Below are 25,779 nucleotides of genomic sequence, written 5' to 3' on the forward strand. Positions count from 1 at the left end.
TAATAGTTGTAAAACGATTGTTTAAAGTGGTTATCGCCAGAAAAAACAAGAGGTAACGGAGTCAGCTACCTCTGTTAAGTTGTTTATCGATAAAGGGTAAAATTACCTACAAATTCTCTTGTGTCTGCTGCACCATTTAATTTTATGACATACCAGTAATCTCCTGTCGGTAATTCTGCATTTAGATAGAATCCGTCCCATCCATCTTCATTATCCTTAAAGGTGTAAACTGAACGACCATATCGATCATAGACGCTGATGAAAATCTCTGGATATATCTCAATATTTTCTGGGGTCCAAAAATCATTTTCCCCATCTCCGTTCGGTGTAAAGAAATTAGGAATTTCAATATCAATGAACTCAATGAATATACTGGCAGTAGACTCACATCCGTTTTCATCAACTACGGTAACATCATATGTATTTGTTTCGGTAATGTAAAATACGTTTTCAGACCCCATATCTATATCATCTAAATAATAGGTGTAGTTTTCTCTACCTCCGGTTACGGTAGCAGTGATCTGATTAATGTTACTTTCTTCTACGGTCATTTCAAGAGGATCGAATGCCAATATTTCAACATCATACGTGGTTAAACAACCATTTGCATGAGAAATACTGATATAATGAGTACCCGGAGTCAACTCTCTGAAGATAGGAGTCAATTGCATTTCTAATGGATCTATAGTATCTAAACCAAATAGTACATCATTTTCTATGCTTGGATCATTTAAAACAATATTTACATAGTTGCTAGGGAATGTGCCATTGCAGCCATAAACCGGATCAACTGTTGCTCCAAGATCAACACCTGGGTCAATAGTAACTATTATTGTTTCTTCACAACCTTGCGCATCTTCTATATAGATGATGTAATCACCAGCTGCTAAGTTGGTAAAGTTTAATCTGTCTTGAACAAAATCTGTTTCGTTTTCTAAACGAGTGCTATATGGGGCAGTACCACCAATTATAGTTAAATCAATTGTACCATCTTCTTCACCAACACAAATTTCAGGGGTGCTTTCTGTTGTTATTTCTAAAACATCTGGCTCTACAATGGTAGCTTCAATTAGCTCAAAACAACCATTAGAATCTTGTGCTATAATAATATAATCACCAGGTGTCAATTCATCGAAAGTGTTGTCATCACTAAAGCGATCTAGGTTAGGTGAAATTGCATATTGGTATGTACCTGATCCTCCAAGCATATTCACGGTAATGCTACCATCTTCCTGCCCATTACAGGTGACATCGTTAATAGTGGTATTTGCGGTGTCTATAAGAAGTTCTTCTGGTTCGGTAATCGAAATTAATTGAGATGTTACTTCACAATCATCACTTTGAACTCTTACATAATACGAACCAGCCAATAAATCTGTTAACAGACCTGTTGGTTGATTTGCACGAATTTCATTGGTTAAACCTGCATCAGAAAATAATGCATATTGATAATTACCCAATCCACCTTGTGCTTCTGCATTGATAACTCCGCTATCGTCACCGTTACAACTAATTGTTGGGTTGTCGTTATCTAAAGTAACAGTCAAAGGAATTATCGGATTTATAGTAACGCTATTACTTATAACCGATACACAACCAAAACTATCTTGAATATAGTACTGATATGTATTTGGTAGAACACCTGTAAATAAATGGGTGTTAGGTCCGTTGGTTTCATTCATAGCGTTGAATGCCGATGTACCATCTGTATTCCACATATATGGGCCCGTACCACCAGAAGCTGTTAATAAAAGTTGTGCATCATCTAAGCAAGTTGCTCTTTGCTCAGTTACAAGTTGACCTCTAACTTCTACTGGTTCGGCAATTTCAAAAATGTTCGTTTCATCAGAACAGTTTAGGTCATCTAGAATAGTAACACTGTAATATCCTGATCTTAAATTCGTGAATGTTGCTGTAGTCTGTGAGCTAGATGTTTGTAAAAGGTTAGCACCTGTACCATTGCCATCATATGTTTTAAGAATGTATCTGTAATTTGTTGATACGGATCTTGGCGTAAACGCTGCCGTAATTATTCCGTCCGTATCACCTTCACACTCTAGACCTATAACTGATTGAATATTTGCAACAATTGGTTCAGGCGGAGTCAACGTAAACGCATTGGTAAAGGTTTCTGTACAACCTAAACTATCGGTAATTTCTACTGTATATTGACCATCACTTAAACCTGTAAATAAATTTCTGTTAACTTGGTTTGCCGTGTAGGTAGTTGTTGAACTTACATGTGTCAATACAATATTGAAAGGTGCTTTACCTCCATTAGGAGTAATGTTTGCACTACCCATATCATTACTACAACCAACATCTTTTGTTTCTATTGTCGCTAAAGTAATTGCTGCACTAGGTGATGTAATCGTAAATGATCTTTCTTGAATACATTCAGGAGTTCCAACTTGTGAAGCTCTCAAGATATAGCTACCTGCTGCTACCGGAATAGAAGCTGTTGTTCCTGTTCCTGTAAAAGTATCTGCATCATCTGTGCGTGTTGTGGCTGTTCCGTCGGCATTTAAAACTTCCCAGTTGAAGTCGCCAATATAAGTAGCATCGGTAAACGTTACCTCAATAGCGCCATCTGTTCCAAAACATACTAAATCAGAAAGTTTATTGACTTCAATATTGAATGTATTAGGGTCTTCTACGATATGAGTTCGTGTTATTTCACAACCCGTAGTTACATTCTTAATACCAATTGTATAGCTTCCTATTGCCAAGTTCGTAAATACGTTATCACCTGTTTGGTATGTTGTAGATGGTAATATTCTAAACTCAAAATTAGCAAGATTGGCGGTGGTGTTCGTAACTGTACTAGTTACATTAACAGTAATGTTTTCACCACTGTTTACACAATCTAAATCTCTGTCTACGTTAATTGTTGCATCAACAAAAATATCATAAGGATTTATGGTAACTAAGTGCTCGGCCGAACAACCTTTGTTATCATATACACGAACAATAATATCTGCACCAGCGGCATCAGTATGAGTATACGTTAAACTACTGCTGTTTTGAAGGATATCTGAAGTTGCATCATTTATAAATTCAAAGCGATTGTAAGTTCCGCTTCCACCATTAATAGTGCCTGGGTTTATGGTAATTGTAGCATTGTTGGTGTCGTTTCCGTTTGTACATGCAAATTGAACTGGAACAGGGGCGGTAAATGTGATACCTATATTTTCATCAACAATTATAGTTTTTACTGTAGTACAGTTATTTGGACCTCTAGCGGTGACATCATATGAACCACCTGGTAGACCAATGTAAGATTGTGTACCCGCATTCCAAGATGCAGTTGCAGGCATTGGGCTTAAGTCATAAGTTAACGGATTGTTACCATTATTTACCTGAACCAATTCTATGCTGCCATCATTAGCACCGGAACAACTAACTTCAATAGGAGTAGCCGTAAAATCTGGACGTATGGCCGCAGGAATAGTTACTGCAAAAGTTCTACTACAATTTGGAGAAGCAGTGCCAATATCATAAACATTTACGGTGTAAATTGTATCTATTGTATTGTCTGGTACGCTAACAGGTACATTCATTGTACCACCTGTAAGAGTTTGTCGTGTTTCAACATCATTTGATGAGCTATCAAGAATCTCAAACTCATAATTTCCAGAACCTGAAATACCTTCAATAGCTATTTCTGCCTCAAAACCGGCACCACAACCTAACTGTTGATCTAAGCTTGCAGAAGCTTGTAGGGTAGGATGAACATCTATATTTATTGTATCTGTACAACCAGTTTCATCTTTAACATACACATCATAATTACCTGCAGGTACTGTGTTATAGGTCCCGTTGTTGTTTTGGTATGTACTACCACCATCAATAGAATAAAGAATAGTTCCTGTACCAGTGGCATTAATAGTAACTGACGCATTTGTATCACAATTAGCAATTACCACATCAACAATAATTGGCGCGGCCGTAAAAATCATATTAACATCATTAAGAGAATACGAACAACCGAATTGATCTTCTACATCAACCGTATAAGTTCCTGCGGGAGAACCTGCCGGTATCTCTATAGGGTTATCGCCTGTTGCTGTTATATTAGCAAAAGGAGCAGGACCTGTAATGGTATAGAAGTAATTACCACCACCACCTTGTAGGTTGTCAATTAAAATTAACCCAGGGCTTTCACAAGAAATATCTTGAATAGATTGGGTGTCTCCTGTAATTTCATCCAACATTTCTAGAATCTCATTTTCACTTGCACTGATACATTGTGGTGTTCCGCCATTATATTGTTGTACTTCAATGTAGTATTCATTTTCTGGTAAGCTTATGATGTCAATGGTACTTGAAAAACTAATAATACCTCCACTTGATCTAACAATGTTACCATCAATATCATATAGAAACCATTCCATGTCAGGTTCTATGCTACCATCGGTATCTACAATAGTATAACTTATCTCTCCGTTACTTGAGCCTTCACAAGCCGGCGTGATAACTGAAGTAATATCCATAGGGTTGGTAATGATATCATTTACGTTAACACTACTTTGTCTTACACAACCAACGGCATCCCTAACATAGAACGCATAGGTTCTACCTGGTACTAAATTATTAAATGTGTGTGTGGTACCTGCGGCATACGGTGTAGTCCATCCGTTAACAGGAGTAACTAAGTTAAAGTTAGCTGGATCCTCTGAATATGTATATTCATAAGGTGCAGTACCATTTTGACCACGAACACTTACTTGAAGCTCATTACAATTTACAATGATCGGCAGTATAGTTATGTCCAGATCATCTAATGGAAAAGGAATTATTATTCTTGGTAAATCTGTCTTGCAGATGGTGTTTCCACTTCCATCTACCGTTCTTATAGAGGGTTCAACTTCTTGACCAGAGGTATAGCCCCTAAACTGATCAGATGTTTGCCAAGTTGTACCACCATCATCACTAAATTCTAGCGTGCCAATTGTGGTTGGATAATTTAGAATATCAAATCCGAAATCATTTGGATCACCTGTACATGCTATCGGAGTTCTACCTTCTGCATCGGCAGTTAATTCAATTGGTGCAGTTATTGTCACAAATTCAGTTTCTGAGCATCCTGCTTCGTCGGTAATAACAACTTCATAATTACCTGAACCAAGATTGTAATATGTTTTAGTGGTTCCTATGACATCAGTTTGTACTTGATCTGGTGTACCGTTAGTAACATCTACCAATCGGTAATCGAAAGGAGAAAGACCGTCATTGATGGTTACTTCAATATTACCTGTGCCATCATGACAATCTGGGTCTGTTGCTACTGCTGATATGTCCAATACCGGGTTGGCAGCAATAGTTTCGGTTACCATTGTCTGGCAAGCATCGGTAGCATTTGCCTTATCTCTTACGTAAATGACATAATCCCCAATATTTGCTAGCGCAATTGCTGCCGAATTACTAGTAGAGAAATCAGCATCAGTAACTGTATTCCCTGAAGGAATAAATGCATACATGAAATTGTTGTCTCCGCCTGAAGCTGTTGCCGTCAAACTACCATCGGCACATAAACTTGCATTTACAGGAACTACACTAAGAGAAATTGTGGGAGCTATGGTTATTGATTGAATAGCTGAAGCACAACCATATTGGTCATTTACCTCAACATCATATGTACCTTCAGATAGGTTACTAAATGTATATGTTACTTCTGTAATAGGAGAAGGTGTTTGCCAAGCTCCGCCATTAATTCTAAATGAGTAATTACCATTACCATCAGTAACAGTAGCGGTTACCGTACCGTTGTTTTGACCGTCATAACACTGTGTGGCTGTTAAATCAAAAGCAATAGTTTCTGGTTGAATTACGGTCACAGTAGAAACGGACACTGCCTCACAATTATTCTGATCTCTAACCCTAACATGATACTCGCCAGCTGGTACATTCAAGAATTGTGCTGATGTACTAAAAGCCCTAACCATAGTGTTATCGGTTAATTCTAATTGATATTCATACCCTGGTGTACCTTCTGTAGCAGATGCTTGTAAAGTGGCACCAGTATTAAAACAGGTGAACTCTGCCATTTGTTGAATATCTGCCGTTAACGCATTTGGCGATATTAAGGTGACTGTCGTCGCTGAGATTGCCGTACATGTATTATCGTCTATTTTTTCGACCATAATAGAATACGTACCATCTGCAAGGGTAGAAGATGTTGTAATTGGAGATGTTGTTTCCGTCGTCCAAGTTGTACCACCGTCTATGGAATATTGATATCCGAAAGCAGGGTCAAAATTTAAAACCTCAAAACGAATACTACCATTATCGCTACCGTTACATTTAGGGTCGGTACTACCTAAAATTGCTACTTCAAAAGTTTTACCAGATTCTACAATAACTGTAATGTCTTCAGTTTTCTCACATAACTCTGGAGTCTGCGAAGCCTGAATATCATCTAGTACCAAGAAGTTACCATTATCACTATCAAGATTGGTACGTAATACAACACCAACTGCAGTATTTGCACCAGGATCAAATGTAACTGTTCTCAAATGCCAGTCATCTGCATCGTTGTTTTGTGGAATAGCTGCTGTTGCTTGACTACTGATTACATTACCAGAACCATCAACTAATTCTACCAATACTTCTGGGTCGTTGCCTGAAGCATTATCTATTAAAATATTATATGCGTAGAATGATATGGTGATATCTTGATTGGCAAGAGCTTCTAATCCCGTTCTTGACCATAAAATATTATTATTGCCTGCTGATGTACTTACCCCAATTGCCATAAACCTACCATCTGTTATACCTGAATGGTCATTAGGACTTCTCCAAGAAGCATTTGGGTTGGTTATTCTGTTCGTAACAGCATATTCAGCATTTACAAGAATTCCTGCAGGACCTAAATTACAATCCGTATCTGTTCCGTTTTGTGGTTCATAACAATATCCTGCTCCTATTTCTGCTATCTGTGTAGTAACACCAGCTCCAAAATTTTCAAGGAATAATGTACTTTGATCAGCAGCTATAGAACTCGTATAACCTACTGTTATGGTTTGTGTACCAGAAGCGACATTGTTGAAAATATTGCTATCTAATGGAGTGTTATCCGTACCGTTTAATTTGTAGGTATATGTAAAGTCTGTGGTGTTTGATGGGGTAATTGTAACTACGCCGACTCCATCACATTCATATGTAATATCATTAGTAAAAGTAGGATCAATAGCAGCGCTAGGTACCGTAATTTCTAAATCTGTGAAACAACCTAAAGCATCTTTTATAGCTAATTGATAGGAGCCTGGAGTTAAACGTTGCTGGTCAACTGAAGAGAAAGTACCACCACCGTCAAAACTATATTGGTAGGGAGCTTGACCGCCACTACCATTTAAAATCTTTACTAGAGCATTAGGTGTTGCAGCGCCAGAAGTATCGCAAGATGCATCTTCTATAATAGAAGGTGATGCTGTTAATGTAAATGGTTGGGTAACTTCATATTCATAAGTCTCTATACAACCATTACCAGTTGTACCACTAGAATCCATAACTGTAATAGTATAATTACCGGCTGAAATGTTGTTGAAAAAGTTCTCTGTTTGGTAAGTAGTACCACCATCAAGACTATATTTATAAGGGGCATTACCACCAGATGCATTAATCGTCAATACAGCTGTAGAAGAATCTGCACAGGTAATAGCTGAGTTTGATGCACCAATTGCGATTGTACCCAAATCTTCCATTGTTACTATATTAGAGAAGCCATAACACCCGTTAGCATCTCTGATTACAAATATATATTCTCCATCTTTATTAGGTATATATGTTGAAGGTGTTCCTTCATATCCGAATAAAAATGTTGAATTTGATGTAAAATCAGAATCTGGAATAGTAGTTTCATCAGCATATGGAGCTATACCATCTTTACTATAAATTGCAAATTCATAATCCGTAGTTCCACCTGACGGAGTTAAGTTGATAACACCGGCGGTACATGTAATATTTTCTTGGTTTGTAGCTGTTAATCGTAGTTCAGGAATTTCGTCTACGGTAATAGTTTGCTCATCTGTACAACCATCTATAGTAGAGGTTACAATAACATAGTCATCTGCTGCAAGACCTGTAAATGTATGCGTGTTATCAGACGAAACTAAGTTGTTGGCTACCAAAGCTCCTTTGCCACCACTACCATTGTCAAAGTAAAGCTCATAGCTATACTCTGGCGAAACGTTTAAGGCCTGTATAGAAATTGTTCCCGTATCGTTACAATCAAAAGGGGTAGTGCTAGGGGTTACTTCAAAAATTCTTTCGGCAATACCAATTTCTTCAGTTTCGAATACACAACTGTTCTCTATTGGAGCACCCGTTGATGGATTAAGTTGTGCAATCTGTACTATATAGGTACCGCTAGTTGCGATAGCAAAATTCGGACCTTGACCAGCACTAAAAGGCACTGCGATAGAATTGTTTTCAACATCATATAACTGATAACCGTAACCGCTACCTAAATTAATTACTCTAATAGAACCTTCGGTGTCACAAATGATATCAGATGAATCTGGCTCAGGAATGTCTAAAGTATTTTGATAAGCATTGAAATAGAATCTACTAAAACATCCGCCTTCATAACCGATAACCACTCTATATTTACCACTTTCTGTTACCGTAAAATTATCGGCATCTGTTTCTTCGTTCCATGTCCATCCACCATTAGAATTTGCACAGTTATCACTTACATCGCCACAAGTAGCAACATTACAACTGGTCTCATCAAGTTTTTCCCATTTAATGGATAAAGCATCGGTAATACCTAATTGAATAAATGCACTATCAGTATCACCACATAGAAATATATGGGGCATATCACTATTATCATTGGAACAAGAAACTGTTTCACCCTGAATATCATTATCAGGGTTACTATCACTATTTACTTGATTTAAGTAACTGATAATTGGGTTGGTCTGTGTTTCTCCATATCTTTCTACGGTGATTAATTCAGTATGACTGGCACACCCTGCCGTTGATGTTTTTTCAACAATATAATTACCTACAGTTGTTACGGTCAACGTGTTTGAAGTACCGTCATTTAAAATAGTATCTCCAGAATCTATGGCTCCATTATTATTCGTATCTATTGCCCAAGTGTAGGTGTCAAAACCTAAACCTGCAGAAAGTGTTCCACTAGCACCACAAAGTTCTACGGTACGTGCAACATTACAATTTGCCAATGCGTCAGAAACATTGTTAGCCGCTACTTCTAAAGTAGTGGTACAAGCACCTGCAGGGTTACTGCCATCTTCATCTGAAAATGTATTAGTGTTCAGCGTACCTTGATATTCTGCATAAGCGTGATTCTCTAATTGAGAAGCACAGGCAGCAACAAACTCAGAACAGTCACCTGCGACAGAAACAGTCATTTTAATTTTATATTCTGGATCACCTATTTGAACTAAATCATTTGGGATTGCGAACTCTATAGTTCGCGTACTTTCTATATAACTACTAGTAACACCAGGTGCATCATCAATATTAATATTGTCTAGATTTACATTATCTGGTAGTATATTTTTTATGGTGAAATCGGTTGCATCGTCATCACCTGTATTTTGAAATCTTAATACATAATTGTAAGTGTCTCCTAAATCAACATCTTGTCCATTGATATCGGTACCGCCCAATAATTCAGATGTATTGCCCAATACGATTACTGGTGCAAATACTTGGTTGTAAGATGCTGCATTTATGGTACCATCTGTTGGGTCAACTACAGGAACTCCTGTACCATATTCTCCGCCATCACCACCGTCAGTGGCATCGTTTTTATAGAACTCGTTGGCATCGCTACAACCATCATCGTCACTATCTAAATCTAACGAATCTGGGTAGCTATCACTATCGGAATCACAACCTGCGGTTAAAAGATTACCTCTCAATACTGTAGGTCCTTTTTGTTCTTGGCCTATGGTAACTGAATTGGCACCAGATGTATTCCAAGAAATTGTATTTGCAGGTGTATCCAATACCATTACTTCGAGAGGGCTGCTGGTGGTTCTTTTTGCGAAAAGTTCAAATTTTCCATTTTGATCAATGATAACTCGCAATACCGGATTACCAATAGATCCACTAATAGTCCAAATATTTGGATTGCCATTTTGCCCATACCTTGTGCCATCTAAGAATCTAACAGTATTGCCAGCGGTATTAATTTCAAACTGCACTTCTCCCGCAACATCATTACCGTTAATATTTAGGGTAAATGAATTGTCTAACTCATAAATATCAAGAATCAAGTAATTATTAACACTCAGTAATTCGCTGGTTACGGTGTTACCGTTGTTTATATTAACAGATAATGTTTCACACTCATCTTCATCATAAATACCGTCATTGTCGTCATCTAAATCGATTATGTCAATGATACCGTCTTTATCAAAATCGTTATGTACAAGAATATGTGCAGATGTATTATCTTCTGTAATGTTTGCGTCTATTTGGTCTTGTGTATTATATGCTGTGTTCGTTAAACTTACTAAAGGAAGCGTATCAATTTCGTTTCCTGTTACCTCTAGAGTTAAAAATGCAACTTCTCCTGGTTCCAATGTACCAATATTCCAAACACTTCCGTTGAAAGACCCGGTAATTGTTGATGCTTCCATTAAAGTTAAACCGTCAGGGATATTATCTGTTATTTGTAAATTGGTAATATCATTAAAGTATAAGTTTTCTGCCCTAATTGTAAAAGTGGCAGTTTCTCCTTCAATTATTTCAGGTTTGTCAACTGTTTTTTCAATTTGAACATCTGGTTCACAATAGAAAATTTTAATGGTTTGTGAATCGTAGGTACAAGGTCCTTTTGTTCCTCTTACATAGTAGTCACCTGCAACTGTTGCTGCATAATCGAAAGCATTAGCTCCGGGTATGGCTTCGCCATCAAAAAACCATTGGTAAGCATCAAAATTATCATCTGATGCTTCAAAAATGCTTGACCCAGCAAAACATTCTCCTAAGGTACCCCCATTAATCTGTAAAACTACTTCTGGTACGGTGTCAAAACCTGAGAAATAACCGGCAACACCTTGTGCACCATTATACCCAAAAAAACCAATGGCCATCGGTCCGGTTGATGTTACGCTGATATTTCCATCAAGATTAGGTATGTAGAACGTTTTCCAATCGTCTGATCCGGCTACAGGGTCAGAAGCTGGTTTTGAAATTTCAATTCCGTTTTCAAATACCTTAACATTGGCGTCTGTAGTGTTAACAGATGCAATAATCGTTAATCCACCGGTTACAGTTGTTCCTGCAATATTTCTAATATCAGGTATATTGTCCATTACATCTGGTAACAAACAGTTGACAGGGGCAACAAAGTTTAGACCTTGAGTATATAAATTGCTTGATCCTGCCATAGATTGATAAGCATATACATCTTTAGATGTTTGAACAAGTAAATTTGCACCAACAGAGTTTGATGAATAATGGTTACTCGGAATCTTATAATATTCGCCATTATTAATTGTGGCTATGGGAGTAGTGCTTCCGTTTACGAATATTTGTGTGTTATCTGCGGTTGCGATGATTAAAGGAAATTCAGTAAGACCGTTAGTGTTTCCGTTTCCTCTAATAAATACATATTCTTTCCCTAATTTATTAATAGGTACTGGTTGATCTATACCTGCATCTCTGTGACTTTGGTTATCTTGACTACCGAAATTTATAGAACCATTACTTATAACGATATCTTTTGTTGAAACTATGGATGCACCGATCCAACCATCTTCATGAGCTTTGGTGTAATTAGTTCCTATGTAGGTTTCATAGACAAAAGATTCGTTTGCATTTAAGGTTATGGTATGTGAATTGGCTGTAATACCTGCCCTATTGGTACCTACTCTAAATTCACAACCAGGGTCATAACCAGATAATACAACAGTAGTATTGTCTTCTGTTGCCATAATACCCAAGGTATTGGACTTGGAAGAATGCGTACCTTTGTTAGGCACACCGCCCCATTTGAAATTAGTACCCATTGCCTGCCTACCTTTGGCTGTTAACGATGCAGCTTGTGAACCAGATTTACCTCTGTAGTTTACATAGAATTTTTCTCCGCCAGCAGATATAAATCGCAAACCACTGTTGTTCAATACTACTCCGGTATTATTGTTGTCTACAAGGGTAATATTATTATCTCCATTGCCTAAAGTCCAAACACCTGGGTTAAGATTATCTATAGTTATAGTTCTTTCAACGGTGTTAGAAGTACCTCGATACACATAAACATTGAAAGGTGTGGTTTCTGGTGTAGATAAATATATTGCTTGGTTCTGTATACCTGCGTTGTTTTGACCCTGCTTCATTGGTGGTAAATAATGAAGATCACTTAATTGCGCAGTACCCAAAAATGAGCTGAAAGCAATTAGAAAAAATAAGAGAAATTTAATATTCGATTTTATCTGAGTAATCATTGGTATGGTTTCAAGTAGTACTATAAACAAATAAAGCCCGCTTTTTTCTCTTGGCTAAAAAAATGTTGTATACACGCGATATATGTTGCTGTAAGGGTAAATTCTATATACTTGATGAATTATATTGGGTTGAATTGTTTATTTTGGAAGTAAATTTGAAGCATGTCAGAAGAAAGATTGATGTCAAAGAAAAAACCTGCTTATCCTGTAAGTGAGGCTTTAGATGGCTATTTAGAACACTATAGCAGAAAGATTGAAATACCCATTTTCTACGACGATTTACTTCGTTTTTCTGGGTCAGTTGTAGTGTACGATAAAAATGATGAAGATACCCTTTGGGTACGTGCGTATTATTCAGAATTCGATAGGCAAGAAATAGATGATAGTTTAAAGAAAGTTTATTCTATTTTACATTCTGATGGAAGCGATAATATTCATCAATATTTGAATGTTGATGCTGTTGATTTCTGTACGTTCGGTAATTCTAAGCCTTTTAGAATTAAGATAAGAAATATTTTGAATGATAATTTTACCTATTTCTACATAAAAAAAACGGATGCATCTCGTATTTATGGCTTAGAATTGGAGCATATGCTTTCGCCATACAACCTAAACTTTTTGGTGTATAAAGACACCTTGATCGAAGAGCATATTGCAGGTATACCTGGTGATGAATTTATCAAGCATAATTTGCCGCAATGTACACCACGTGAAAAAGCACAATTGGCAAAAGAATTCGTAAAATTCAATGAACGTTGTATGATCCGCTTGTTGGGAGATATGCGCTCATATAATTATGTGATAGTACCTACACATGATTTTGACCACGTGGTGTATAAAATACGTGCCATCGATTTTGATCAGCAATGTTTTGAAGGGAAATTGAAAGTTTACAGACCTCAATTTTTTAAGGAAAATTACCAAATGGTAGAATTGGTTCGAAAAAAACTAACCCATGATTCTGTTGATCAATATAAATTAGAAGAACGTTCGATGGTCGCCAAGAGAATTCTAAGTTCTGGAAACAGAATTAAAAAATTACGAGCTATCTGTAAAACCGATGAAATTTCTACACCAGAAAATATTGCGATGCTAAGAGAACAGATTGAAGTTCTTACGATGGATATGGACTTTCAGACCTGTAAAACTATGGGCGAAGTACTAGATCTAGCGCTTAATTTTGTTCGTAGAAATTATGAAGATGTAAGTGTTAAACAAATCATAGAACACAATATTAAAATCAATAACTAAAAGATATTCGAGTAGTCAGGTATTTAAAAAGCCCTCTATTATCTTAAGAAAATAGAGGGCTTTTTGCTTGTTAAGAGCTTAGCAAATTTAAGAAATTCTAACTCTTTTGTTCTTTGTTAAAGTATACCAAGTAGTAATACATTTGTCTTTCTTCATCCCAGCCTTTTTCTACAAACTTCTCTGCAGACTCGGGGTTTATGAAGTCCATTTTAATCTGAATATTGGTATCTAAATTAATAACGTTCTTTATCTTTTTACGAGCATCTGAAACTGCCTTATTTGCAATATCAAATGTAGAAACATCTTCAATACTGAACTTCGGACCTTTTTCTGTCTTGTAGTGCTTAAACTCTGGTATCAACTCCGGATTTTCCATTACTTCGTTCAAAAAAGTAGATTCTTCAAAAGAATCATTTTTTGCAAAATGGTTTACCGCACGGTTCATGAACAATACCTCTTGTTGTTTATCTTCTGCTGGTAATACAACATCTTTTGCGAAATTCTGACAAAATTTCAGATAGTTTTTAGTTTTGAAGTTGTCATCTGAAAGTGGGTCTACACCCAAGAAGTTTTCAATCCAATATTTAGTATCGTACTTATTACTATCGACAGAAAGTACCTTATACCCTTCTTCTTTATCAACATTGAAGATCAAACAACCCTTATCTAATTTATTGATATTGATACCTTGTTGAATAACGATATCTAAATTGCTGTTTTTTTCTTCGAACTGAATAAAATCGTGTTTTAACTCACTCTTAAAAATACCAATCGCATCTACTTTTTTGTTATCTAAAAGTAATCCAGAAAGAAAAGTAACATATACTTCTCCACTTTTAATATGTGGGTGGTTAGATTGCTCAAATAATAAAGAGGCTACTTTTTTTGAATTTAAATGTGCTTTAGAAGGGTCTTCAAAAACTTCACTTACAATTTTATACAATTCGTTGAATTCAACATCAACTTCATTAGCTAATTTATAGTAGTTCTCTTCTTTTTCTCTAAAAGGTTTAAAAAAATATTCTTTTAGTAAACCAGTCGTTTCATCGTTAAGTCTAAAGGGCTCTTCTGATAGAAAAACACCTTCATTCTTATTCTTGTTACCAACTCTATGTATAGAAATACTTTCAATTTGGGTTGCATATAGGTTAATCATAAAATGTTCTAAATTAAATGGTTAGTAAGCTAAAATGTGTTTTTTACTCAAAATTTAGTTCCAATTTTCATCGAAATCTAAATCATCGTAATTATCAAAAGTATCATCAAAATCGAAGGCACTATTCTCCGCTTCAAAGTTTTTTTCAGGGGGAGTTTCTGGTAGCTCACCAAATGTAAAAAGTACGTTAGGGTAAGCACGACCATCTTCATTCTCTTGAATATCTGCAAGCTCAACGAAAAACGTCCACATGTTCATGAAGTCATAAACGTAGATTAGTTTAGGGTTGTTCTCGGTCATTATATCCTCTAAAAAGGTTTCGTTCATTAACCGTACATCAGAACCAGATTCGCTCATATCAAAAAGCGCAATCTCTTCGTCTTGTTTCCACTCTTCATCACATGTATAAAAAGAAGCCATTTCATTACCTAAAAAACCAAATGCCTGAGTAATTGCATTATGAAATTCTTCTAACGAATTATGGGACTCAATCTCTAAATCTCTGAAAATATCTTCTTCAGCATCTAGAATTACACGAATTTTATAAATCATACCTTAATTTTTGCGGGAGGGCAAAGTTACGAAGTTTTCGAGTCTTTTCTAGGCATTAATGCATCTAAAAGTATGTAGAATTGAACTCCGAATAGAATAGAGGCTATTACAAGATGTAACGGCTGACTAGCAAAAGGGAAATCTAAATAATTCATGGCAATACCCGTAAATACTTCAACTACTAGTAAAAACAAGACCCAGTAAATTTTAAAGTGCCCTAGATCTAACTTTGTAATTCTATATGCTAAGAAAACGTTTACTAAAATGACAATGATAGAAAATGAACGGTGTATATAAAATAGTACTTCTGGATTTCTCAACCAATTATCTCTTGCATCATAGCCAAAAATGTCTATTTGCTCATCGATAAATTGTCGTACTTGTGTACCCATAGCAATTTGAACAAGTGTCAATGCAATTGCTACAATGCTGATATTCAATACCAACTTATCGTATCTAATTCGTTTATTCTCTTCGTTTGCTAAATAGATAATATAAAGTAACATCGCTACAATTACCAATGCCATAAGCATATGAACGGTGATTTTAGCGGGTTCTAAAACGGAGTATACCACAGTTGCACCTAGCCAAGCTTGAAAGACCATGCCTACAACCACTAACCATGATATTATGGGTATCTGCTTTTTCCTCTTCCAAAATTTAATTGACATTATGGCCAAAAGTAAGGTGGCAAGACCTGCCAATGCTCCCAATAGCCTATTAATATATTCGATCCACGTGTGCCACGGATTAAATTCTGCATAGTCATGTTTGGTATACGCCTCCCAATTTCCTGAATTGAATGAATCTTTTGTAGTGAATGATTTTTTAGAAACCTGTAAAGTTTCGCCATAAATAATTACTTGACCTTTTTCAAATAATCGATCTGGTTGCCATTGTATTTCTGTTACCTCTGTTGGTGGTATATAGTAACCAAAACACTTGGGCCAATCTGGGCAGCCCATTCCGCTACCTGTCATTCTAACAACAGCACCTGCGACAATCACTAAATAAACTAATACCAAAGATATTTTGGCAATTTTTCTAAATGTAATATCCATAAATCATATCGATTCTATTTTGTACTCTGTAAACCTAATTCAGCACCTTTAAGATACATAAATTTCTGTGCCGCTTTATATTCATTTGGTATTTCTCCTTCTAAAATCGCTTCTTTAATTGCTTCTTTTATAATTCCAATTTCCTTCGACGGTTTTAATGAAAAAGTTTCCATTATTTCTTCTCCACTAATTGGTGGTTGAAAGTTTCTAATATGATCTCGAGCTTCTACTTCTTCAATCTTTTGACGAACAATTTTAAAATTTTGATGGTATTTACGTTGCTTCTTCGGATTTTTAGTAGTGATATCTGCCTCGCACAAAGTCATTAAATCTTCTACGTTGTCACCAGCGTCAAAAATCAATCTACGTACGGCAGAATCCGTCACATAATCTTCAGATAATATAATTGGTCTTGAACTCATTAATACCATCTTTTGAACAAATTTCATCTTCTCGTTCAATGGCATACGCAAGCGCTTGAATAATTTAAAGACCATTTTGGACCCTACGAATTCATGCCCGTGAAATGTCCAGCCAATTTTTTTATGGAACCTTTTAGTAGGTGCTTTACCTATATCATGTAATAGGGCTGCCCAACGTAACCATAAGTCATCCGTGGCTTCAGAAATATTGTCTACAACTTCTAGCGTATGCCAAAAATTGTCTTTATGTTTTTGCCCCTCTATTTCTTCAATACCTTGTAACGCGGTAAGTTCTGGTAGAATTAATTCTAACAATTCTGTTTTATGCAGTAAAGAAAATCCTAAAGAAGGCTTTTTACACAACATGATTTTATGAAGCTCGTCTAAAATCCGTTCATTAGAAACAATTTTTAGGCGGTCTTTATTTTCGGTAAGAGCCTGTAATGAGGGTAGTGCTATCTGAAAATCTAATTGGGTAGCAAAACGTATTGCCCGCATCATGCGCAAAGGGTCATCTGAATAGGTAATACCTGGCTCTAGGGGAGTTTTGATTATCTTATTCTCTAAGTCGGCAATACCGCCAAAAGGGTCAAGTAGCTCTCCGTAGTTCGATTTGTTCAATGAAAGAGCCAAAGCATTAATAGTGAAATCTCTTCTTTTCTGATCGTCCTCTAAAGTGCCATCTTCGACAATAGGTTTTCGACTATCGCGTTGATAACTTTCTTTACGTGCACCAACAAATTCAAGTTCAATACCATCACTTTTGATCATGGCGGTACCAAAATTCTTAAAGACCGATACCTGGGGTTTGCCTTCTAATTTAGAAGCAACTTTTTCGGCTAGCTTAATACCGCTGCCAATGGCAACAACATCTATATCTTTAGGTATGTTACGTTTTAAAAAATAGTCTCTTACAAAACCTCCAATAACATAACATTCTACAGAAAGTTCTTCTGCAGCTTCTGAAATAATCTTGAAAATTGGGTTGTTTAAAGCGTCTGTATAGCTCTCTTGCATGTTCTTAATCTCGAATAATCTTCACCGTACCATCATTAGCAAGTCTAATAATTGACGAGGCAGAGTTATTCTGTTTCTCACGATGCAAATTTACCACATAGTCTACACCTTTTAAAATGGCTGAATCTATATTTTGGAAAGATTTTGGAGTACTTTGTCCAGATACGTTGGCAGAAGTAGATACAATTGGCTTTTTGAATTTACCGATCAAGTATTTGCAAAACTTATCTGATGCTACTCTAATAGCTAAGGTATCGTCCTCTGCTATTAAGTTTTTTGCCACACCTCGGGGTTTGTCGAATATTATGGTCGTCGGCTTTGTAGAAAGGTCAATAATGTCATACGCGAGATCAGATACCTTTTCAACATGCTTTTCGAGCATGGCATCATTGGCAACTAAACATATCATTGCCTTACTATCATCGCGCTGTTTTAATTTATATACCTTTTCTACAGCTTTTTCATTTGTAGCATCACAACCAATGCCCCAAACTGTATCGGTAGGATAGAGTATGAGTCCGCCATTTTCTAAAACTTCTATGCATTTGTTGATTTCCTCTGTCATTTGTATTTTGCTTGTATTATAGAAAATTTTCTGGAGTAATGTTAAAGTAGTTAGTTATCGCCATCCATTGGGTCCTGTTCTTATCGTTTCCAATATTCGTCTTTTTGAGCGATTGTTTTTGTGATCCAATGATGGGTATAGGTGTTTTGGCCTTATTCTTGGCTTGAACAGATATTGTTCCTTCTAAAAAAGCCATTACTTTAAACCAAAGGTCATCTGCTTTTGGTGCCAATTCTAAAAACAAAGTTGAATCGGTTACCTTTTTAGAAAGGCTTTTGGGTGGATACAAAACCCCTTCAGCACCAATAGGTATCACAGCAGATGTATTTAACCTTAATCCTTTACTAAAAGTCCAACTTTTGTACGGTTGTAATTCTCCAACATTATTATAAGTTATATATCTAGTCTGATTAGCTATAATTTTATATGGATGTGATTGATGTTCTTCAAATAATAATTTAAGCCAATTAGTTCTATATATCATATCATCATCACAAGTGACGATAATATCATTTGGGAATAATTCTAGACTGTGAATAAGCTTTCTATGAGAACAAGTCAAATCTGAATACATGATTTCAAATAAACTACTTTCTAAAGTTGCCAGTTTTTTTGGTATTTCATTTTTCAAGGAATGATTTAACCATAAAATAATTTTTTTTGGTCTTACATCTTGATTTAAAAGACTTCGTATAGTTAAATGAAGTGTGCCTAACCTTGAGGGAATGGAGGTTAAAGAGACTATTACCGGTATTTCCTCCTTTGGTTCAGATACCATATTATTAGAAGAAAGAGCTAATAGTCTAGCTGAATTGTAAATTGATACAGGTATTTCTTTTAACTTCATTTTACAATGCTGTAATTTGCCACTTTATTAAGAGACAGTCTTTTCTAGCTCAAAGATAGATAAGAGTTTTATATTTTTGCAGTAATTTGAAACCTAGCATGGAGATTCCTAAAATAAGTATCATAGTAAGTACATATAATGCCGAAGAGTGGTTAAAGAAGGTACTTTGGGGCTTTGAGCAACAAATTTTCAAAGACTTTGAAGTTGTTATCGCCGATGACGGATCGAAGGCACCTACTAAAGAATTATTGGCTGAGATGGCCGAAAAGGTTCATTACCCAATAGTGCATGTTTGGCAAGAAGATGATGGATTTCAAAAATCTCGCATACTTAATAAAGCGGTTACCGCTTGTTCTGCAGATTATATTATCATGACCGATGGTGATTGTATACCTAGAGAAGATTTTGTTCAAGTACACTATATCAATAAACAACCAGGTTATTTTATATCTGGCGGTTATTATATGCTACCCATGAATATTTCTAAATTGATAACCCTAGATGATATTGAAAAACAACGTTGTTTCAATATTCAGTGGTTAAAGGAAAAGGGAATACCGCAAACCTTTAAGAACAATAAGTTAACTGCACGTGGTATTATTTCTAAAGTATTGAACTGGGTTACTCCAACAAATGCAAGTTGGAACGGACATAACTCTTCTGGGTGGAAAAAAGATATTGAAAATGTAAACGGATTTGATGAACGCATGCAATATGGCGGTCAAGATAGAGAGCTTGGGGAACGTTTGTTTAATTTTGGTTTGAAATCTAAACAGTTAAGGTATAGTGCAGTCTGTGTGCATTTAGACCATAAAAGAGGGTATAAAACACCTGAATCTATTGCAAAAAATGTAGGTATAAGAAATGCGACTAAAAAGGAAAAAAGCGTGTGGACGTTCTACGGCATTACTAAGTAATACGCTAACTCATTTTTTTGCTCCAATCTTTTTAGTTCATTATAACGTTCTAAAACGCCCAATGAATTTAAATAACAGATTGTGAAACCTTTTTTACCGTCAAGTATACCAAGACGTAAAATGTAGTGATTAAAAAATTTCCAGCTGGTTTTTAAAAGCATCATTGCATAGCTAAATTTCTTTTCTTTATAAAAAGATTCAATAGCCTTTAAACGACCATATTTTAGCATTTTACCTTTGTAATCTTCGTAATTCTTGTAACAGTAGTGGGTCAGTTTTTCATTTAAAATTCCAGAAGTACCATCAACGTCTAATGTTTCATGAACTATTTTACAATCGGAAAAAGCAGCTTTACTTTTTCTAAAAAGTCTGTAGTTTTTATCTGTTTGCCATCCGCTGAAATTCAATTTTTCATTTTTGAACATGAATTGTCTGTAAAACCAGAAAGCGGCAATTTCAGTGTCGCTTGAAATGGTTTCCGTAATTTCATTTTGTAAAGTATCAGAAACAATTTCGTCAGCATCTAAAAATAGAACCCAATCATTTTTAGCTTGTTTTAAGGCAAAAGATTTTTGAGCGGTAAAATTTTCGAACGGATTTTGAATGACTTTTACCTTAGGGTGGTCCTTTAAATATTCATAAGTTCCGTCAGTACTGAAAGAATCAACTACAATAATTTCATCGGCAAAAGAAACTGAATCAATACACTTTTCAATGTACCCAATTTCGTTATACGTAATTACTAATGCGGTAAGTTGTTCTTTTTTGGTAATCATACAATCCAATTTGATAGGTTTGCTCTAATCGGAGCGAACAAAGTTATAACAAAAAAAGGATTAAAAAATTGTGTTAAGAAGTAAATTCTTACATAACTGAAATCCAATTGTGTAGCTCTGTTGAATTTATAAGAGGGTGTATTTTGGAATGGTTGCGTTTAATTATCAAAAAGTTTTTTAGTATTTGCTAACTCATTATTTTAGATTTTGTGCAGATTATAATACAACTATCCTATAAGCATGTAGCTCAAAATAATTAAGTTCCTGAAATCCTTTTTGTTATATAAATAATCCGCACAAAATTTAAATCATTTTGTACGGATTAACTGTTGTTATCTAGAAAAGACTATTATTTGATGGTATTTTTTTAATAAAATGCGTTCAAAAATTAAACCGCTACATCATACTCTCTAAGTGCATCGTTCAATGATGTCTTTTTGTTCGTGCTTTCTTTTCTTTTTCCAATAATTAATGCACAAGGTACTTGAAATTCACCTGCAGGAAATTTTTTGGTATAGCTACCCGGTATCACTACTGAACGGGCAGGTACAACACCTTTGGTTTCTACGGGATTTTCACCTGTAACATCAATTATCTTCGTGCTCATTGTTAAAACAACATTTGCGCCTAATACAGCTTCTTTCTCAACTCTAACACCTTCAACAACAATACAACGAGAGCCAATAAATGCACCGTCTTCTATAATTACCGGTGAGGCTTGTAACGGCTCAAGAACACCACCGATACCGACACCACCACTTAAGTGTACATTTTTGCCAATTTGTGCACAACTACCAACTGTTGCCCAGGTATCTACCATAGTACCCTCGTCTACATAGGCACCGATATTTACATAACTAGGCATTAGAATAGTACCAGATGAAATGTATGCTCCATGTCTTGCAACGGCATTTGGTACCACACGAATTCCTTTTTCTTTATAACCTCTTTTTAAAGGCATTTTGTCGTGGTATTCAAAAATACCAGCTTCTAAGGTTTCCATTTTTTGAATAGGGAAATACATTACTACCGCTTTCTTTACCCATTCGTTAATCTGCCATCCGTCTTCTGTTGGCTCGGCGCATCTTAATTTTCCTATATCTAAAAGGTTAATTACCTCTCTTATGCTGTCTTGGGTTGCAGATTCCTTTAGAAGGTCTCTATTGTCCCATACTTTTTCTATTTGTGCTTGTAATTCTGTCATTTTCATAAAATTTTCTCAAATATAAGTTGAAGTACAGTAATTCCCCATGCGCAAGGACACATATAACAAATTATCCTTTATTTTTGCCAAAAATTAAGTTTGGGAAAGATTCTTGCAATTGATTACGGAGAAAAACGAATTGGCTTAGCGGTTACCGATGATATGAAAATGATAGCATTCGGATTAACGACTGTTGCCACTACCGAAATCTTCGAATATTTAACCGATTATATTTCCAAAGAAAAAGTGGAGACTATTGTTGTTGGCGAGCCTAAACAAATGGATAATACCGCTTCTGAATCTGAAGAGCATATTGCTCCGTTCTTGATAACTTTGGCAGAGAAATTTCCTGCTATTCCTATTAAAAGGCATGACGAGCGGTTTACATCTAAAATGGCTTTTCAGACCATGTTAGATAGCGGATTAAAGAAGAAACAAAGAAAGAACAAAGCATTAATCGATGAGATTAGTGCAACAATTATCTTACAATCATATTTAAGTATAGCTTGAATTTTATGTGGATAAGGGAGGAAATTTTTATAAAACGTAAACTAAGGCAAACTTTTAATTCTTATTACAGTAAAAGGGATATTACTAAATTAAAGAATAATAATTTTGTTTTAATTTCAAGAAACTGTTGGGGAGGTCAAGCATATCAATGGCTAGGGTTGCCTTATAATTCCCCCTTTATTGGGTTGTTTTTATATGGGCAATGTTATATGAAATTGCTACGTAATTTTGATTCTTATATGCAAAAGGAATTTATTGAAATTTCAAAATATGCAGATGCGTATAATAACCATCCAATTGCGCTTTTAGGAGATGTTGAAATACATTTTCAACATTATCAAAGTATTGATGAAGCCCAAGAAAAGTGGAACAGAAGAAAGCAAAGAATGTTAGAAATTTCTAAGGATAATTACTTTTTCACTATATGTGATCGAAGAGAAGTTTCTCCTTCAGATATCAAGGAGTTCCATGAAATGAGTTTCAAGAATAAACTTTCTTTTTCTTTTGATGAAATAGAGGGTTTAACTAACCACCAGCATATAAAGTTTAAAAGAGATCTAAGCAAGAATAACGGACGTCCGCCGAACGGAAAAAAAAGATTTAAGCTTAGCTTTTTGTATTTTGACCTTATTTATTGGTTAAATGAAGAAATTGTAATTAGAACTAGATTTAAAGATTAAAAATGATTTTACCTATAATTGCATACGGTGACCCCGTATTAAGAAAAGTTGCGGATGATATTGATAAAGACCATCCAAAACTGAATGATTTGCTGGCTAACATGTGGGAGACCATGTATAATGCTAGTGGTGTTGGGCTTGCGGCTCCACAAATAGGATTGCCAGTTCGTATATTTTTGGTAGATACTACCCCCTTTTCTGGTGATGAAGATTTGACTGAAGAAGAACAAAAACAGTTAGACGGCTTTAAACAAGTATTTATTAATGCTACTATAGAGGAAGAAACAGGTGAAGAATGGGCTTTTAACGAAGGTTGTTTAAGTATACCCGATGTTCGCGAAGATGTTAGCAGAAAAGGAACGATAAAAATCACCTATTTAGATGAGAATTTTAAAGAGCATGTAAAAACCTTTGATGGTTTATTGGCTCGTGTAATTCAACACGAATATGATCATATTGAAGGTGTCTTGTTTACAGATAAATTATCTGCACTAAAAAAGAGAATGTTGAAAGGAAGATTAACTAATATTTCTAAAGGAAAGATTAGTGTAGACTATCGCATGAAATTTCCTGCGATGAAAAAAGGACGTTAAAATGCCTTTATTATTAATAGAAAAGTGTAATATTTGTCCACTTAAAATTTTAAAATAGTTTATGAGGTTAGAGAAAATTTTATCAGTTGCAGGGAAACCAGGTTTATATAAATTGATTACGCAAACTAGAACAGGTTTTGTAGCTGAGTCTTTATTAGATGGAAAAAGAATAACAGTAAGCTTACGTAGTAGCGTTAGCGTATTGTCTGAAATAGCTATTTATACACTTGAGGAAGAAGTCCCTTTAAGAGATGTGTTCAAGAAAATACAAGAGAAGGAAAATGGTGGTAAAACATCAATCGGTCATAAAGAAGAGAAAATTAAATTAGAAGAATACTTTTTTGAAGTACTACCTGACTACGATGAAGATCGTGTTTATGTAAGTGATATTAAAAAGGTTATTCAATGGTATAATATTTTAACTGAAAATAAGATTACCGACTTTTCAAGTGAAGAAGTTGAAAATGAAGAAGCTACCAAAGAAGAATAGTCTAACTCTTATAATATAAATATAAAAAGCCCTTTTAGGGCTTTTTTTTTGTTCAAAAATCAATGGTAAAGCAATTTCAATTAATTACATAAGCTGCTCATCTACAGTTTTTTGTCATTCATCTATACCTTTCTCTTATACAACTAGTATCAATTGAATTAAGATATTAAATGCTGCAAATTTGTGGTATAGCTAAATAGTCTAAACAAAATTTGAGTGTTATGAATGTAAATCATTTTGAAATTGATTGTGAATTGAAAAGTGCTTTTTTCGAAAATGCATATTCGCCTTTCGTGATTTTAGACAGAGAAATGAATTTTGTTGATATAAACCAAGCTAGTGTAGATACGATTGGTATTGAAAAAGAAAATTTTATAGGAAAAAACATTCTTGACATATTCCCATATTTAGAGGGTACAAAGAGATATGATGATTATAAAAATGTAATAGAAACAGGTGTGCCAATTGGCTTTGACGAACTGTTCTTCAAAGGTGAATTTTCAGAATATACCTTTATGATTAGGGCTTTTAAAATTGGAGATCACCTTGGTATAACAACACTTGATGTAACCAATGTAATTGATACGGTTCAAAAATTAAAAACTACTAAGGCTTCATTAGTAGAAGTCAATGAAAATCTAAAAAAGAAAAATCAAGAGTTAGAAGATTTTTCATTTGTAGCAGCTCATGATCTAAGAGCCCCGCTAACCAATTTAAAGAGTCTATTGCGAATGGCTTTAGAATCTAATCTTCCCGCTAATGAAGTTATGCCTATCGTTGAAAAAATGAATGTGGTCACCAAAGTAATGTGTGATAAGATTACTGCTTTAAATATGGTGATTGCTACAAAAGCTAATTTTGGCGCACCTAAAACAACGTTAGAGTTTTCAGATGTTATCGGTAAATTAAAAACTAGTTATTCTAAGGAAATTATAGAATGTAGAACAATCATAAAAGAAGATTACTCAGCATGCCCTTCAATTAATTATAACAAGTTACAATTAGAGACGATTCTTCAAACCCTTATTTCAAACGCTCTTCAGTATAGGCATCCTAAAAGAAAACTGAACATAAAAATTGAAACAAAAGAAGTCAATGGCAAAGTTCAATTGTCGTTCAGAGATAACGGACTAGGTTTTGAACAGGAATTTTCTGATAAAATTTTCAGCTTATTTAAACGCTTACATACGCATGTAGATGGTTTAGGTGTCGCACTGTACATCATGAAAACTATCATCGGTGAAAACTGTGGCGAAATTGATGTAACAAGTCAAGTAAATAAAGGAACAGAGTTTATCATAATTTTTTAA

At 35.2% G+C, this 25,779-nt stretch carries 16 protein-coding genes; 7 read left to right on the plus strand and 9 right to left on the minus strand.

The window, feature by feature from the left end; all coding sequences use genetic code 11:
• Positions 1 to 83: 83 nt before the first annotated feature.
• Entirely contained in the window at positions 84 to 12,428 is a 12,345-nt protein-coding gene (locus DFQ03_RS07090) for a T9SS type B sorting domain-containing protein (RefSeq protein WP_243834442.1), read from the minus strand.
• Positions 12,429 to 12,590: 162 nt separating this feature from the next.
• Here DFQ03_RS07090 and DFQ03_RS07100 point away from each other — a divergent pair, with 162 nt between their 5' ends.
• Positions 12,591 to 13,679, plus strand: coding sequence for a hypothetical protein (locus tag DFQ03_RS07100; RefSeq protein WP_133672470.1), 1,089 nt, complete (start codon positions 12,591 to 12,593; stop codon positions 13,677 to 13,679).
• A 97-nt stretch (positions 13,680 to 13,776) separates the two neighbouring features.
• Here DFQ03_RS07100 and DFQ03_RS07105 read toward each other — a convergent pair whose 3' ends face one another.
• Genes DFQ03_RS07105 through DFQ03_RS07130 form a run of 6 tightly spaced genes read right to left on the minus strand, consistent with a single transcriptional unit; the run spans position 13,777 to position 19,299 of the window.
• On the minus strand, positions 13,777 to 14,835 hold the full coding sequence (locus tag DFQ03_RS07105; RefSeq protein WP_133672471.1) for a nucleoid-associated protein: 1,059 nt from the start codon (positions 14,833 to 14,835) through the stop codon (positions 13,777 to 13,779).
• A gap of 54 nt (positions 14,836 to 14,889) precedes the next feature.
• Positions 14,890 to 15,387: an IS1096 element passenger TnpR family protein gene (locus DFQ03_RS07110; RefSeq protein WP_133672472.1), complete on the minus strand. Its 498-nt coding sequence runs from the start codon at positions 15,385 to 15,387 to the stop codon at positions 14,890 to 14,892.
• 26 nt (positions 15,388 to 15,413) lie between these two features.
• Complete coding sequence (locus DFQ03_RS07115; RefSeq protein ID WP_133672473.1) at positions 15,414 to 16,448, minus strand: COX15/CtaA family protein; 1,035 nt, start codon at positions 16,446 to 16,448, stop codon at positions 15,414 to 15,416.
• 14 nt (positions 16,449 to 16,462) lie between these two features.
• Positions 16,463 to 17,887 (minus strand): CCA tRNA nucleotidyltransferase, encoded by a 1,425-nt coding sequence (locus DFQ03_RS07120; protein ID WP_133672474.1) that lies wholly within the window; start codon positions 17,885 to 17,887, stop codon positions 16,463 to 16,465.
• Positions 17,888 to 17,891: 4 nt separating this feature from the next.
• Positions 17,892 to 18,452, minus strand: coding sequence for an L-threonylcarbamoyladenylate synthase (locus DFQ03_RS07125; protein WP_133672475.1), 561 nt, complete (start codon positions 18,450 to 18,452; stop codon positions 17,892 to 17,894).
• A 16-nt stretch (positions 18,453 to 18,468) separates the two neighbouring features.
• Positions 18,469 to 19,299, minus strand: coding sequence for a glycosyltransferase (locus tag DFQ03_RS07130; RefSeq protein WP_133672476.1), 831 nt, complete (start codon positions 19,297 to 19,299; stop codon positions 18,469 to 18,471).
• A 98-nt stretch (positions 19,300 to 19,397) separates the two neighbouring features.
• On the opposite strand from DFQ03_RS07130, the gene DFQ03_RS07135 reads away from it, so the two are divergent.
• Positions 19,398 to 20,216, plus strand: coding sequence for a glycosyltransferase family 2 protein (locus DFQ03_RS07135; protein ID WP_133672477.1), 819 nt, complete (start codon positions 19,398 to 19,400; stop codon positions 20,214 to 20,216).
• Here the strand turns inward: DFQ03_RS07135 and DFQ03_RS07140 are convergent.
• Together DFQ03_RS07140 and DFQ03_RS07145 are read right to left on the minus strand one after the other, a co-directional pair.
• Positions 20,198 to 20,992 carry a glycosyltransferase family 2 protein gene (locus DFQ03_RS07140; protein WP_133672478.1) on the minus strand — a complete coding sequence of 265 codons (795 nt, stop codon included), beginning with the start codon at positions 20,990 to 20,992 and terminating at the stop codon, positions 20,198 to 20,200. The two genes, DFQ03_RS07135 and DFQ03_RS07140, sit on opposite strands and share 19 nt — an antisense overlap.
• A 388-nt stretch (positions 20,993 to 21,380) precedes the next feature.
• Positions 21,381 to 22,196, minus strand: a complete 816-nt coding sequence (locus DFQ03_RS07145) for a 2,3,4,5-tetrahydropyridine-2,6-dicarboxylate N-succinyltransferase (RefSeq protein WP_133672479.1) — start codon at positions 22,194 to 22,196, stop codon at positions 21,381 to 21,383.
• 99 nt (positions 22,197 to 22,295) lie between these two features.
• On the opposite strand from DFQ03_RS07145, the gene ruvX reads away from it, so the two are divergent.
• From ruvX to DFQ03_RS07170, 5 genes are all read left to right on the plus strand, one after another.
• On the plus strand, positions 22,296 to 22,706 hold the full coding sequence (gene ruvX, locus DFQ03_RS07150; protein ID WP_133672480.1) for a Holliday junction resolvase RuvX: 411 nt from the start codon (positions 22,296 to 22,298) through the stop codon (positions 22,704 to 22,706).
• Between the two features lie 5 nt (positions 22,707 to 22,711).
• Positions 22,712 to 23,386: a DUF1919 domain-containing protein gene (locus DFQ03_RS07155; RefSeq protein WP_133672481.1), complete on the plus strand. Its 675-nt coding sequence runs from the start codon at positions 22,712 to 22,714 to the stop codon at positions 23,384 to 23,386.
• Positions 23,387 to 23,388: 2 nt separating this feature from the next.
• Entirely contained in the window at positions 23,389 to 23,979 is a 591-nt protein-coding gene (gene def, locus DFQ03_RS07160; RefSeq protein WP_133672482.1) for a peptide deformylase, read from the plus strand.
• 61 nt (positions 23,980 to 24,040) lie between these two features.
• The gene (locus DFQ03_RS07165; protein WP_133672483.1) at positions 24,041 to 24,469 is read left to right on the plus strand and encodes a DUF5606 family protein; all 429 of its coding nucleotides are present in this window, start codon (positions 24,041 to 24,043) and stop codon (positions 24,467 to 24,469) included.
• A 221-nt stretch (positions 24,470 to 24,690) separates the two neighbouring features.
• Positions 24,691 to 25,779, plus strand: a complete 1,089-nt coding sequence (locus DFQ03_RS07170; protein WP_133672484.1) for a sensor histidine kinase — start codon at positions 24,691 to 24,693, stop codon at positions 25,777 to 25,779.

Origin of the sequence: Maribacter caenipelagi (genome assembly GCF_004364175.1) — a bacterium.
Classification (GTDB): domain Bacteria; phylum Bacteroidota; class Bacteroidia; order Flavobacteriales; family Flavobacteriaceae; genus Maribacter; species Maribacter caenipelagi.

Coding starts and splice junctions, on each gene's coding strand:
- DFQ03_RS07090 (WP_243834442.1), bottom strand. CDS start 12,428: ATGATTACTCAGATAAAATCGAATATTAAATTTCTCTTATTTTTTCTA.
- DFQ03_RS07100 (WP_133672470.1), top strand. CDS start 12,591: ATGTCAGAAGAAAGATTGATGTCAAAGAAAAAACCTGCTTATCCTGTA.
- DFQ03_RS07105 (WP_133672471.1), bottom strand. CDS start 14,835: ATGATTAACCTATATGCAACCCAAATTGAAAGTATTTCTATACATAGA.
- DFQ03_RS07110 (WP_133672472.1), bottom strand. CDS start 15,387: ATGATTTATAAAATTCGTGTAATTCTAGATGCTGAAGAAGATATTTTC.
- DFQ03_RS07115 (WP_133672473.1), bottom strand. CDS start 16,448: ATGGATATTACATTTAGAAAAATTGCCAAAATATCTTTGGTATTAGTT.
- DFQ03_RS07120 (WP_133672474.1), bottom strand. CDS start 17,887: ATGCAAGAGAGCTATACAGACGCTTTAAACAACCCAATTTTCAAGATT.
- DFQ03_RS07125 (WP_133672475.1), bottom strand. CDS start 18,452: ATGACAGAGGAAATCAACAAATGCATAGAAGTTTTAGAAAATGGCGGA.
- DFQ03_RS07130 (WP_133672476.1), bottom strand. CDS start 19,299: ATGAAGTTAAAAGAAATACCTGTATCAATTTACAATTCAGCTAGACTA.
- DFQ03_RS07135 (WP_133672477.1), top strand. CDS start 19,398: ATGGAGATTCCTAAAATAAGTATCATAGTAAGTACATATAATGCCGAA.
- DFQ03_RS07140 (WP_133672478.1), bottom strand. CDS start 20,992: ATGATTACCAAAAAAGAACAACTTACCGCATTAGTAATTACGTATAAC.
- DFQ03_RS07145 (WP_133672479.1), bottom strand. CDS start 22,196: ATGACAGAATTACAAGCACAAATAGAAAAAGTATGGGACAATAGAGAC.
- DFQ03_RS07155 (WP_133672481.1), top strand. CDS start 22,712: ATGTGGATAAGGGAGGAAATTTTTATAAAACGTAAACTAAGGCAAACT.
- def (WP_133672482.1), top strand. CDS start 23,389: ATGATTTTACCTATAATTGCATACGGTGACCCCGTATTAAGAAAAGTT.
- DFQ03_RS07165 (WP_133672483.1), top strand. CDS start 24,041: ATGAGGTTAGAGAAAATTTTATCAGTTGCAGGGAAACCAGGTTTATAT.
- DFQ03_RS07170 (WP_133672484.1), top strand. CDS start 24,691: ATGAATGTAAATCATTTTGAAATTGATTGTGAATTGAAAAGTGCTTTT.